Raw genomic sequence first — 13,138 nt, 5'->3', positions numbered from 1 at the left:
TCACGTTCTGTCGACTGGAGCAATCACGTGAAAGAACCACCTTGTTGCGTGCGCCATGCCGCTGCCGATGCGGCCACCAGCATGAGCAGCGCCGCAACCGTCGCACAGACGGCAAAACCGAAGTTCGAATAAAGCGGGCCGAAGCCGGTGGTGCCGATAAAGACTGCCAGATAGGTGACCGCACTGTTCAGGCCCATGATCGTGCCGCGTCGCGAGGGATCGAGTGCGGACAGGCAAGTGACCAGGACGTTCAGTCCGAAATGGTTGGTAAGTCCCCAGATCGCGACCATGGCCAGCGTCAGGCCGAAATTGTCGCTGGTCGCGGCAATAGCGATGTAGACGGCAGCCACAAGCAGATAGGCGAATGGCATGACGCGTCGCGCACCAAGCCGATCGATGGCGCCGTCTAGAAATGCTGCCATGCCGAAACCGATGCCATAGGCGAGTGCGGCAAGCCCATTGGCGCTGACCGGCTCACCCAGCCCGACATGAAGATGGTCTCCGAGATAGCCATAGACGCCGTAGAAGGCGGTCATGAAGGCGGCGCAGGCGACCAGAAGTGGCAGAATGCCAGGAATGTTGAGCGCCTCGAGCGGGGCGGGCGCCGGGCCGGCCCTCCTGACGTCGCTGAGCGACGTCATTGTCAGCCCAACCCAAGCAAGGGCCGCAAGAACCGCGACCAACGCGAAGACGGCGCGCCAATGCACGAGATCGGCAAGCACGGCTGACAACGAAACGCCGGCCACCATGCTCAAGGTCCATCCGGTCAGCACGACGCCGATCGTCCCGCTTTCACGGCCAGGCGGCGCGATCGCGGCGGCGCTGGCATAGATCGCCGGCATGGCGACGCCAGCGGCGATGCCGGCGACCAGTTGAGCCGCGACCAGCATAACCACCGTCGGCGCCAGCGCACTCGCAACAAGTGCTAGCGCCAGCAACAGCAATGCCCCCTGTAGCATCCGGCGGGCGCCGAGCCGGTCGATGTAGCGGGCCAGGAACAGGGCACTTGCCGAGGTGCCGAGGCCGAATGCGGCCGCCGCGATCATGACGACCGGCACGCTTGTTCCAAATGAGGAGGCGACGGCCGGGGCGATCGGCCCCAGGACCAGCGAATTCGAGCCGATCACGGCGATACAGCCGGTCAGCAGATAGGCGAGGGCCGGGATCGGCTGTCTGGCGCCGGCTGTCAGGACTGTGGCTTGATCGCTATTCGACATATAGCCATAATGGCCGTATTAAATTCTGTCGCAATCGGGATTATCGCTATGGATGAAGAAACAGATGGTATTCCGCTGAACAGGCCGGCGCCCCGTGACGTCGATGCAATTGACCGAAAGATATTAGGCGTTCTCGTCGACGACGCCACGATCAGCTACGCCGAACTGGGTGATCGGGTTGGCCTTTCACCGCCAGCCGCCCATGAACGGGTCAAGCGGCTTCGGCGCAGCGGCGCCATTCGCGGCACCGCTGTCATCATCGACCCCAAGGCGGTGAAGAAGCCGCTGCTTGCTTTCGTGCATATCGACACCAGGGGCTGGGGCAAGACGCCGGAGCTGATGGCGGTTTCGCAATATCCGGAAGTCGAGGAGATCCACACGGTCGCCGGAGATACCTGCATGTTGCTGAAGGTCCGCACCGAAGATACGAGAGCGCTCGAAGGCCTGCTCGCTCGCCTCTACGAAACGCCTGGCGTTACCTCGACGCGCAGCTACGTGGTGTTGTCGACTTATCTTGAGCGACCGGTGCAGCCCGGCGTCACCAAGAAATGGCCAACGCCCAAGCACATGGCCGAGCCGCTGTACTAGATTCCGCGCGGTAGCTGGTCAGCCGGGTGCTAACGCTATGCCCGTTCGGGGAACATCGCCTTCAGGCCTTCGCGCGAGGCCTTGGCGATGCCGCGTTCGGTGATAAGGCCAGTCACCAGCCGCGCCGGGGTCACATCGAAGGCCGGGTTCGCCGCAGGCGTCGCTTCGGGCGAGATGCGCACCTGCGCGATCTCGCCGCTGGCGGTCTTGCCCCACACCAGCGACACCTCGTCAGCCGAGCGTTGCTCGATCGGGATCTCTTTCAGCCCGTCATGCACCGTCCAGTCGATGGTCGGCGACGGCAGCGCGACATAGAACGGCACGTCATTGTCGGCGGCGGCGAGCGCCTTGAGATAGGTGCCGATCTTGTTGCAGACATCGCCATCGGCTGTGGTGCGGTCGGTGCCGACGATCACCATGTCGATTTCGCCGCGCTGCATCAGGTGGCCGCCGGCATTGTCGACGATCAGCGTGTGCGGCACGCCGTGCCCGGCCATCTCCCAGGCCGTCAACTGGGCGCCCTGGTTGCGCGGCCGCGTTTCATCCACATAGACGTGGACGGGAATGCCCGCTTCGGTTGCCAGATAGATCGGTGCGGTGGCGGTGCCGTAGTCGACTGTCGCTAGCCAGCCGGCATTGCAGTGGGTCAGGATATTGACCGGCTCGCCCGGCTGTTTGCGCGCGGCGATCGCCTTGATGATGGCAAGGCCGTTTTCGCCGATGGCGCGGTTCAGCCCGACATCCTCGTCGGCGATCTCACTGGCACGCCGATAGGCGGCTGCGGCGCGCTCCTGCGGTGCGAGCGGCTTGAGGAAGCGCCGCATTTCGTCAAGCGCCCAGCGCAAATTGATCGCCGTCGGACGCGTCTCGTGCAGCGTCTCCCAGACCGCATCGAGCGCTGCGTCGGACGGATCGTCCGCCATCTGCATGGCGACGCCATAGGCCGCGGTGACGCCGATCAGCGGCGCGCCGCGCACCCACATGTCGCGGATGGCCGTGGCGATGCCGCCGACGGTGCCGATTGTCTCGATGCGGAAATCATGCGGCAGCCAGCGCTGGTCGATGATCTCGACCGAACGTCCGTCGTCGCTCAGCCAGATGGTGCGATAGTGGCGGTCGCCGACGTTCAAATGCTGTTCTCCTGTTCGATCAGCGTGGCCAGGGTGTTGACCTCGTCGATGCTGTGTATCTGTCGCCGGTTGACGGCGATGTGACGGCCGAATTTCAGCGCCTTGGCCTCGCAAGAGGCGCGCAGATCCTCGTCGGCAATGGTCTCGAAATCGGCATTGTGGGCGAGGCCGAGGATGCGCCGGTGCACCTCGATGCCGGCAAAGCCGAGCAGATCGGTCCAGATCTGATGCAGCACATGATCGAGCGCCTGCTCGGCACCCAGCCTGTCGCCCTGATCCTCGAACAGGCTTTTTTGATAGAGCATCCCTGTCCGCTCAGTGCGCCACATCAGCGAGAACTCGGCGCGAAACACCGACCATGTCTCGTTCGTCACCTCGAGCAGATAGGCGCGCATGGTGTCGCGCTTGCCGTTCTCCTCGTGGCCACGCTGCGAGAAGAAGGACATCCAGAAATTGGCGAGCAGCATGCCGACATCGAAGGCCATCGGACCGTAGAAGGCGAACTCCGGATCGATCATCCGGGTCTCCGTGTCTGTGACCATGATCGAGCCGGAATGCAAATCGCCATGCAGCAGCGTTTCGGCATTGGCGGCGAAGATGTGCTTCAGCCGTTGGGCCTCGACCTTGAGATCGCGATCGGCGCGCAGTTCGGCAACCAGGACGTCGAGCTGCGGCGACGTATGCCGGTTCAGCTTGGCGTCGAAATAGGGGTCGGAAAACACCAGATCCTCGGTGATGCCGCAGAGGTCGACATTGTCGGCGAACAGCGCCAGATCGGCCTTTCGGTCCTTGGTCGGCATGGAGAGATCGGAGCCGCGAAACAGCGTTCGAGCCATGAACAGGCCGATATCCCTGGCAATGTTGGGCAACTGGCGCCCGTCGATCAGGGCGCGCCTGAGAATGATGTGTGGCGGCGCCAGATACTCCATGATTATCAGCGCCTGGCCTTCATCGAAATAATAGATCGCCGGCACGGAGCCTGGTGCACGCGCCTCTTGCCTGGTCAGCGCGTGATATTCGAAGAAGGAGCGTTTTAGGGGCAATGGCCAGCTGTCGCCGACCAGTCGGACATAGGGCAGGGCCTGCTTGACCACGGCCGCACCGCTGGCGCCCTCGACGATGAACACCAGATTGAGATTGCCATCGCCGACCTCACGGACCTTCCAGGCGCTGGTGTCCTTGCCGATCCTGGCGCACAGCGCCTCGTTGGCGCCGAGGCGCGTTGCAAGCGTCTCCACCGACAGTGCTTCAAACGGCAATTTCTGAGTCATCATCATCCTCTCGCATATGCACTCCGAACATAACGGAGGCATGGCGGCGTGGCCAAGCTAGGAAGCGATCTGGCAATTGTCAATCGTGTTGACAATTGCCGACATTGACCATAGCGTCACGGTCAGGGAGGAATGCATGGTCGGCAATGCCGTGTTCCGCGTACAGGGACTGAGGAAATCCTTTGGCCGCAACGAGGTGCTTGGCGGCGTCTCGCTGGACCTCCATGCCGGCGAAGTGACCGTGCTGATGGGCGCCAACGGCGCCGGCAAATCCACCCTCGTCAAGATCATCAGCGGCGTCTACGAACGCGGCGGCGGCACCATGACGCTGGCCGGCCAGGATTTCGCGCCGAACACACCGGCGGAAGCGATCCGCGCGGGCGTCGTCACCGTGCACCAGAACATCAATGACGGGGTCGTCGCCGACCTCGACGTCGCCACCAATCTGACCTTGGACAGGTTGAGCGGCAAGGGCGCACCGACCCTGTTCAATCCAGTCCGCGTGCGCCGTGAGGCCAAGGCGGTTGCCGACCGCATGGTGCTGACCATCGATCTGAAGGCCCGCGTCAGCGATCTGTCGCTCGCCGATCGCCAGATGGTAGCGATCGCGCGCGCGCTGGCGCACCAGCCGCAAGTGCTGATCCTCGACGAGCCGACCTCCTCGCTCTCCAGCGCCGAGGCCGACCGGTTGTTTGCGCTGGTTGACAGGCTGCGCGAGCAGGGCGTGGCGATCCTCTATATCTCGCATCGCATGTCGGATATCAGGCGGCTTGCCGACCGCATCGTCTCGATGCGCGACGGCGTCATTTCGGGCGTCTTCGACACCAAGCCGCTCGACTATGAAGGTGCGGTCAACGCCATGCTCGGCCGCAAGATCCATCTTGACCAGATCGTTGCCAGGGACTCCGTCAAGGCGGTCCTGACCGTGGAAGGCCTGCGCATCGCGCACGGTGCCAAGCCGATCTCGCTGACACTCGGCGATGGCGAGGTTGTTGCCATCACCGGTCTCGTCGGCGTCGGCAAGACAGCACTTGCCGAGACGCTGTTTGGCGTCCGCAAGCCGCTCGCCGGCTCCATGACGATGAACGGCAAGCCCTATATGCCGCGCTCGGCCGGCGATGCGATCGCGGCGGGCGTGTTCCTCGTCGCCAAGGACCGCGCCACCAGCGGCATCGTCGGCGACTTCAACATCGAGCGCAATGTCAGCTTGCCGTTCCTCAAGCGGATGTCGAATCTGAGCGTGCTCAAGCGCCGCCTCGAACGCGCCACCGCGCGCCGGCAGATCGAGGAGCTCAGCATCGTCTGCCGCTCCGAGAAGGACGAAATGTCGGCATTGTCCGGTGGCAACCAGCAGAAAGTGATGGTCGCCCGCTGGATGGCGCAGGATGCCGCGCTGTTCATCCTCGACGAGCCGTTTCAGGGCGTCGACATCTCGGCCAGGCGCGACATCGCCGCCAAGCTCAGGGCAAGCGCCCATGGCCGCGCGACGCTCCTGTTCGTCACCGAACTCGACGAGGCGCTGGAGACGGCCGACCGCATCCTGGTCATGTCGGAGCACACAATCGTCGGTGAACACCGCAATGCCGATGTCGATCTCGACCGCCTGCTGGCCGAGGTTGCCGGTGGGCCGTTGCATAGCGCGGCCTGAGCGTGGCGGCGGGTAGAATTGGAATGGAGTGAGCATGGGTTCGAGTTGGGTAAAGTGGGCAGCGGCGCCGGGGTGCGCTGAATGACGCTGCGCGACCACGCCATCCGCTATGGCTTCATCGTCCTGTTGTTCGGGCTGGTCGCCTATTTCGCGATTGCCGCGGACGGTTTCGTCTCGCCGCAAAGTGCCATCTTCATCTTCCAGTCGGTCGCCATCACCGGCGTGCTGGCGCTCGGCGTCACCGCCACGCTGGTCGTCGGCGGCTTTGACCTGTCGATCGGCTCGGTCGCCACATCGGCCATGATGGCGGCTTCCTATGTCATGGTGGTGCTGGAACAGAACGCGGTCGTCGCGGTCGTTGCCTGTCTGCTCATCGGCGCCATTGTCGGCCTTATCAATGGCTGGCTGATCGTTTACATGCGCGTGCCAGATCTGCTGGCGACGCTGGGCATGATGTTCCTGCTCGTCGGCCTGCAGCGCATCCCGACCGAAGGCCGTTCGATCGCCACCGGCATGACCATGCCCGACGGCTCGGTCGCCAACGGCAAATTCTCCGATGCCTTCCTGGCGCTCGGCCGCCACCGCTTCGACTTCTTCATCCCGAACCTCATCCCGGTGTCGGTGGTCGTGCTGCTCGTTCTGGCCGTGCTGATCTGGTTCTTCCTCGAATACACCCGCTTCGGCCGCATGATGTACGCCGTCGGCTCCAACGAGCGCGCCGCCGAACTCGCCGGTGCGCCGGTCAAGGCATACAAGATCTGGGCCTACGTCATTTCAGGCGTCTTTGCCTCGATCGGCGGCATTTTGCTCGCCGCACGGCTTGGGCGCGGCGACATCGCTTCGGGCAACAATCTACTGCTCGATGCTGTTGCCGCAGCACTCATCGGCTACGCGGTGCTGGGCGCCGCCAAGCCGAACGCCTTTGGCACCGCCATAGGCGCGCTGTTCGTCGGCATCTTGCTGCAAGGCCTGACGATGATGAACGCACCTTACTACACGCAGGATTTCGTCAAGGGCGTGGTTCTGGTCGTCGCCCTTGTCTTCACCTTTGCCCTTTCGGGCAGGGGCAAGAGATAGTTTCGACCGGACAGGATTTTCGAGTTCAACAAGAGTGGAGGAAACAAAGTGACGATTACAAGAAGACTTCTGGGGAAGGTCGCGCTCGGATTGGCCGGCGCAACCATGCTGATGCAGTTCCCGGCGTTGGCTGCCGACAAACCGGCCCCGTTCGACAAGCCCGGCGTCAAGATCGCGCTGGTACGCTATCTCTCGACCGGCGACTTCTTCCAGGCCTATCTCTCAGGCGTCGAGGCGCAATCCAAGGCACTCGGCATCGACCTGCGCGTGCTCGATAGCCGTCAGGACGCCGCCCTTCAGTCCGACATGGTCGATCAGGCCATCGCGCTTGGCGTGCAAGGCATCATCATCCAGCACGGCCTGACGGAATCGATGAAGGACGCCGCTCAGCGCGCGGTCGATGCCGGCATCAAGGTGGTGGCCTTCGACGTCAATGTCGAAAACCCCAAGATCCCGCAGATCGAACAGTCGGACAAAGACCTTGCGCGTCTGGCGCTCGAGCAGGCGGTCAAGGACAATGGCGAGACCTGGAATGCCGGCTATGTCTACGTCGCCGGCATCGCGCCGCTCGACCGCCGCAACGAGACCTGGATCGACGTGAAGAAGAAGTATGCCGGCATCAAGGAGGTCGCGATGTTCGGCACGCTCGACAATCCGATCGCCAACTCGGTCGCCAACCAGGCGCGTTCGGTGTTGACTGCCCACCCCGACATCAACGTTATGTTCGCCCCCTATGACGAATTCGCCAAGGGCGTGAAGATCGCCGTCGACGAGGCCAGCCTGAACAAGAAGATCAAGATCTACTCGGCCGACATCTCGACATCCGACATCGCCGCGATGCGTGAGCCCGACAGCGCCTGGGCTGCCACCGCTGCAACCAACCCGGCCGTCGTCGGCCAGGTCTCGGTGCGCGCGCTGGCGCAACTGCTGGCTGGTGAAGACCCCGGCCACAACGTCATCGTGCCGCCGACGCTGATCACGCAGAAAGAGCTGATCGACAAGGACATCAAGAACATGGAAGACCTGTCGGCCAAGCTGCCGCAGTTCGCCCATGCCGATGTCGCCATGCCGGCCTGGATGCCGAACCCCAACGCGAAGTAAAGTTCGTTACGACACAAACGAAAAGGGCGGCCCACGAGCCGCCCTTTTTGTTGTCAGCTGGAAATGCTTACCGCAGCGCGGCTGCGATGTTGCCGCCGTCGACCGTCGTCACGTCGGCGGTCGTCCGTTCGGCCAGCGCGTGATGCAGGAAGGCCTGCGCCACGTCCTGCGCCGTTACTTCCTGACCGAGCAGATTGCCGGACATGTATTCCTTCTCCGACACGCCGCGCGCGCCGGAGCGGCTGGCGATCATGGCATCGGTCAAAATACCCGAGCGGATGCGGTCGGCGTTGACGGCGTTCGAGCGGATGCCGTGGGCGCCATAGTCGAGCGCGTATTGCCTGGACAGGAACAGGGTTGCCGCCTTCGGCACGCCATAGGCGCCGAATTTCGGGCCCGGATTGACCGCCTGCTTGGAGGTGTTGAACAGCAGCACGCCGCCGGTGCCCTGTTCGAGCATGATGCGCACGGCGTTCTGCGCCACCGACTGGTGGGCGAAGAAATTGAGCTCGAAACTCCTGCGCAGCAGCGCATCGTCGAGTTCGCCGATCCGGCCTTCCCAGGCCGCGCCGGCATTGGAGACGAGAATGTCGACGCCGCCGAACACGGCCACAGCTTTGTCAAAGGCGGCGCGCACTTGTGCCGGGTCGGTGATGTCGGCGCCGACGCCGATCGAATTGTTGCCGGCTTTCTTGGCGGCCTCGGCAGCCTTCTCGGCGTCGAGATCGACAACGACCGCATGCGCGCCATTGTCGGCGAAAAGCTTGGCGGTCGCAGCACCGATCGCGCCGGCGCCGCCGGTGATGAGCACCACCTGGCCGGTCAGCGGCTTCGGCTTGTTGGAGGCGAGCTTGGCCTGTTCCAGCGACCAGTATTCGAGCGGGAACAAATCGGCCTTGGACAGCGGATGGAAATGGCCGACCGCCTCGGCGCCCCGCACCGCCTCGATCCACATCTCGCCAACGTCGGAAGCGATCCTGGCATCCTTGAGCGTACGGCCGTGGCCAAACATGCCGAGGCCTGGCACCAGCGTCAGCCGCGGCATCGGGTCGAGCATGGTGCGCTTGACATCATCGAGTGCGTCATTGGTTTCGAAATAGGCGCGATAATCCCCGACAAAGGCGTCGACATGGCTCTTGATCACGGCCTTGTACTCGCCGACCTTATCAGCATCGGGTGCCGGCACCGCCATCGGTCCGGTCTTGATGCGGATCGACAGGTCAGGCGTCGAAACACCGCGTCCGGCGTAGTCGGCAATTTTGGACGAGTTGATGAAATCGACGATTGCATCCGAGGTGCGGAAATCGCTGATCATGCGATCGAAGCGGCCCTCGCCGCGTGCCACCGCAACGGCACCGCGCAGCATTGGCGCGATGGACGCCGGTGTCGCGAGCCTTGCCGGCAGCGCGGCCTTCGCCGCCTGAGGCTTGGCGTTCTTGGCGACGTACTCCTCGGCGACGTTCACATAGTGGATCATCCGGTCGTAGGCCTGTTTGGCGTCGTCGCCGAAGGTGAAGATGCCGTGCTTGTCAAGGATCAGGCCCTCGACTGTCGGGTCGGCATCAAACACGTCGGCCGCCGCCTTGGCGAGGTCGAAGCCCGGCATGATGTAGGGCACGTAGCCCATCTTGCTCCCGAACACCGCCTTTACCAGCGGCTTCGAGTCTTCCTGGTCGACGATGGCCAGAATGGCGGTCGAATGGGTGTGGTCGACGAATTTGTGCGGCAGGAAGGCGTGCAGCAGCGTTTCCACCGAAGGGTTGGGCGAGGACGGGTCGATCAGGTTCGCCCGCTGCAGCGCCACCATGTCCTCGTCAGCGAGCTTGTCCAGCGCACGCGCCTTGAGCAGGGCGCCCATCTTGACCGCCGGCAGGCCCTGCGGCTCGATGACAGCCATGTCCCAGCCGCTGCCCTTGACGCACAGCACGTCCCATTCGTCACCGACGAGGTCGGTCGCCTTGATCTTGCAGGAGGTGTTGCCGCCGCCATGCAGAACCAGCTGCGGCACGCCACCCAGCAGCCGCGTCGTGTAAACGCGCAGCGCGAGGTCGCGGCCGACGCCCTTCTTCGCATAATCGGCAACGAGTTTCTCGGCCGCGTCGTCGTTCCACAAATTCTTCATGTTCGCTTCGTCCAGTTGCTGTCTTGGGTGGTGAAACAGGAATGCCGCGACGCCTTGATGACAATGCGCCGGCGAAGGGTTGCTTTTCAGGATGCTTTTTGTGGCGCCGCCCCGGCATGATCGAGCAGCCGTTGCGCCATGTGCGCGCCGACCACCAGATGCGTGCAAAGTCCCCCAGTGAGTGCGGCGAGCAGCGGTTCGAACTTGCTGTCCTCCTGCACCACCATCAGGCGCCTGGCGATGGCGCGCAGCGAGGCAAGTTCGGCGGAGATCACCCGCCTGTTGTAGCCGCAGTCGAGCACCTTGCCTTCGGCATCGATGATCTGACCGGCAATGACGCCGGCAGCACCTCGGCTGCGCAGCTCCGCCATTTCTCCTGATGTCAGCGCGCCGCATTTGACCAGATGGCTGTCGGCGTCGACCGCTCCAACCGAATAGAGCGCCAGATCGCAGTCCTTGATTCCCGACAGCTGCTCGCGGATCACTGGTTCGGCGCGCAGCGCGCGTGCCAGCTCTTCCGTAGATAGCACCAGCGGCGCGTAGAAATTGAGGCCCTTGGCGTTGAGCCGGCGCGCGATTTCCATCGTGCACTGGTCGGGCCGGTAGGAATAAGGCGCGCCGAGATTGCCGCAGAGCTGCACCACCGTGACATCCTGCAGGTCGGCATAGGACATGATGTCGGCGATGGTGTAGACGGTGCGGCCCCAGGCGACACCGATGCGATCGCCCTTCTTGACCAGTTCGAGAAAGACGCTCGCCGCCAGCACGGCAATGTCGGTCGAAGGGTCCGGGATATGGCCGTTCTCGGGCGCGATCCAGACCGCGTCGAGGCCCAGCGCGTCCTCGAGCTTGCGCGCCATCACGTCGTCGGTGAACAACTGGGTCGAGGTTGAGATGTTGACGATGCCGGTCTCGCGCGCCTTGCGCAGATACATGGCCACCGAGGCGCGGGAAATGTTAAGCTGGCTAGCCACCTGGTCCTGCCGCAGGCCGTGCGCATAATAGAGCCAGGCGGCCTTGTGGATGATTTGTTCTGCCGGTCGGATCGCCATGCCGTCTCCTCGGCTGACATTATTCACGGCTCTCGACAAAAGTCAAATTGAGCGGGACAGTGCAAACATCTTTCACTTGTTGATCGGGATCAAGGCGAAGCCGGCTGTGGTATCGACAGGCTTCCCATAGAAGAATGGTGACGTGGCCAGGAGCCTGTGATTAGAAGTCTCCGACCAGGAAGCAAGGGGAGGCGGGATGGGCAATCCATACGAACAGGATCTCGACAGGAACGCGGCCAATTACCAGCCGCTGACGCCGCTCACCTATCTGGAGCGTGCGGCAAGGACCTATCCCAGCCATATCGCCATTATCCACGGCAACCAGCGTATCTCCTATCGCGATTTCTGGCGCCGCTCGTTGAAGCTTGCCTCGGCACTACAAAAGCGCGGCATCGCCAAGGGCGACACGGTCACCGTCATGCTGTCCAACACCCCGCCAATGCTGGAAGCGCATTTCGGCGTGCCGATGACCAAGGCCGTGCTGCACTCGCTCAACACCCGCCTCGACGCCGCGGTCATTGCCTTCCAGCTCGATCATGCCGAGACCAAGGTGCTGATCGTCGACCGCGAATTCTCCGGCGTCGTCCAGCAAGCTCTGGAACTGGCCAAGGTCAAGCCGTTAGTCATCGATTATGACGATCCCGACTATGCGGCCGACGCGCCCTATCGGAAGGGCGAGCGCATCGGCGCAGTCGACTACGAGGATTTTGTCGCCAGTGGTGATGCGGATTTCGCCTGGTCGATGCCAGACGACGAATGGGACGCCATTTCGCTCAACTACACCTCCGGCACCACGGGCAATCCGAAGGGCGTCGTCTACCATCATCGCGGTGCTGCCCTGATGGCCTACACCAACACAATCCATGCCGGCATGGCCAAGCATGCCGTCTATCTCTGGACGCTGCCGATGTTCCACTGCAACGGCTGGTGCTTCCCCTGGACGCTCGCCGTCCAGGCCGGCACCCATGTCTGCCTGCGCTGGGTGCGGCCAAAGCCGATCTACGATGCAATCGCCGATCACGGCGTCACCCATCTCTGTGGCGCGCCGGTCGTCATGTCGGTGCTGATCAACGCGAAGGACGAAGACAAGCGCACGTTCGCGCAGACCGTGACCTTCAACACCGCGGCCGCGCCGCCGCCCGAAGCCGTGCTGTCGGGCATGGCCGATGCCGGCTTTGCCGTCACCCATCTCTATGGCCTGACCGAGACTTATGGCCCGGCCGTGGTCAACGAATGGCACGGCGAATGGGACGGTCTCGAAAAAGGCGAACGCAGCGCCAAGAAGGCGAGGCAAGGCGTGCGCTACGCCGCGCTCGAAGGGCTTACCGTGATGGACCCCGAGACAATGATCGAAACGCCTGCCGACGGCGAAACCATCGGCGAGGTCATGTTTCGCGGCAACATCGTCATGAAAGGCTATTTGAAGAACCGCAAGGCGAGCGACGAAGCCTTCGCTGGCGGCTGGTTCCATTCCGGCGATCTCGGCGTCATGCATCCCGACGGCTACATCCAGCTCAAGGACCGCTCCAAGGACATCATCATCTCGGGTGGCGAGAACATTTCCTCGATCGAGGTCGAGGATGCGCTCTACAAGCACCCATCCGTTTCCTCTTGTGGCGTGGTGGCGCGCCACGACGACAAATGGGGCGAGGTGCCCGTAGCCTATGTTGAGCTGAAGCCCGGCAAGACCGCGACCGAGGCCGAAATCATCGAACACTGCCGCGCGCTGCTGGCCCGCTTCAAAGTACCGAAGGCGGTGATTTTCGAGGAAATACCGAAGACGTCGACGGGCAAGATCCAGAAGTTCCGGCTGCGGGAAATGGCGAACTCATAGGGCCGGCCGCCAATCGTGGGCGTCTGTCGCACTCGTCGATCACTGTCAGCATCTGTCACCAATTATACGCGTACGTCGATTTCGCGTTGACATCCCGC

The 13,138-nt window shown here is 63.1% G+C and carries 10 protein-coding genes; 5 read left to right on the top strand and 5 right to left on the bottom strand.

The annotated features are described in order from the left end of the window. Positions 1–23: 23 nt before the first annotated feature. The gene (locus ACZYHG_RS30140) at positions 24–1,217 is read right to left on the bottom strand and encodes an MFS transporter (RefSeq protein WP_464611681.1); all 1,194 of its coding nucleotides are present in this window, start codon (positions 1,215–1,217) and stop codon (positions 24–26) included. Between the two features lie 48 nt (positions 1,218–1,265). Between ACZYHG_RS30140 and ACZYHG_RS30135 the strand changes: the two genes are divergently transcribed. After that, positions 1,266–1,805 carry an Lrp/AsnC family transcriptional regulator gene (locus tag ACZYHG_RS30135; protein ID WP_464611680.1) on the top strand — a complete coding sequence of 180 codons (540 nt, stop codon included), beginning with the start codon at positions 1,266–1,268 and terminating at the stop codon, positions 1,803–1,805. A gap of 35 nt (positions 1,806–1,840) precedes the next feature. Here the strand turns inward: ACZYHG_RS30135 and mtnA are convergent, their stop codons facing one another. Together mtnA and mtnK are read right to left on the bottom strand one after the other, a co-directional pair. Next, positions 1,841–2,935, bottom strand: coding sequence for an S-methyl-5-thioribose-1-phosphate isomerase (mtnA, locus tag ACZYHG_RS30130; protein ID WP_464611679.1), 1,095 nt, complete (start codon positions 2,933–2,935; stop codon positions 1,841–1,843). Continuing rightward, positions 2,932–4,206 carry an S-methyl-5-thioribose kinase gene (mtnK, locus tag ACZYHG_RS30125; RefSeq protein ID WP_464614821.1) on the bottom strand — a complete coding sequence of 425 codons (1,275 nt, stop codon included), beginning with the start codon at positions 4,204–4,206 and terminating at the stop codon, positions 2,932–2,934. Before mtnK ends, mtnA begins: the two co-directional genes overlap by 4 nt. A gap of 136 nt (positions 4,207–4,342) precedes the next feature. Here mtnK and ACZYHG_RS30120 point away from each other — a divergent pair, with 136 nt between their 5' ends. The 3 genes from ACZYHG_RS30120 (at position 4,343) to ACZYHG_RS30110 (ending at position 8,032) form a co-directional block, all read left to right on the top strand. Then, positions 4,343–5,854: a sugar ABC transporter ATP-binding protein gene (locus tag ACZYHG_RS30120; protein WP_464611678.1), complete on the top strand. Its 1,512-nt coding sequence runs from the start codon at positions 4,343–4,345 to the stop codon at positions 5,852–5,854. Between the two features lie 81 nt (positions 5,855–5,935). Further along, entirely contained in the window at positions 5,936–6,931 is a 996-nt protein-coding gene (locus ACZYHG_RS30115; RefSeq protein ID WP_464611677.1) for an ABC transporter permease, read from the top strand. Positions 6,932–6,979: 48 nt separating this feature from the next. Then, positions 6,980–8,032 carry a substrate-binding domain-containing protein gene (locus tag ACZYHG_RS30110; protein ID WP_464611676.1) on the top strand — a complete coding sequence of 351 codons (1,053 nt, stop codon included), beginning with the start codon at positions 6,980–6,982 and terminating at the stop codon, positions 8,030–8,032. A gap of 67 nt (positions 8,033–8,099) precedes the next feature. Here ACZYHG_RS30110 and ACZYHG_RS30105 read toward each other — a convergent pair whose 3' ends face one another. Then, on the bottom strand, positions 8,100–10,154 hold the full coding sequence (locus ACZYHG_RS30105) for a bifunctional aldolase/short-chain dehydrogenase (protein ID WP_464611675.1): 2,055 nt from the start codon (positions 10,152–10,154) through the stop codon (positions 8,100–8,102). Between the two features lie 86 nt (positions 10,155–10,240). After that, positions 10,241–11,206 (bottom strand): sugar-binding transcriptional regulator, encoded by a 966-nt coding sequence (locus ACZYHG_RS30100; RefSeq protein ID WP_464611674.1) that lies wholly within the window; start codon positions 11,204–11,206, stop codon positions 10,241–10,243. Positions 11,207–11,402: 196 nt separating this feature from the next. Between ACZYHG_RS30100 and ACZYHG_RS30095 the strand changes: the two genes are divergently transcribed. Continuing rightward, a complete protein-coding gene (locus ACZYHG_RS30095; RefSeq protein ID WP_464611673.1) occupies positions 11,403–13,040 on the top strand; it encodes an acyl-CoA synthetase in 1,638 nt (545 codons plus the stop codon). Positions 13,041–13,138: the final 98 nt, after the last annotated feature.

Source organism: Mesorhizobium subarcticum (genome assembly GCF_055456085.1).
The sequence above is the reverse complement of the archived record's forward strand: the minus strand, read 5'-3'. Positions and strand labels throughout refer to the sequence as shown.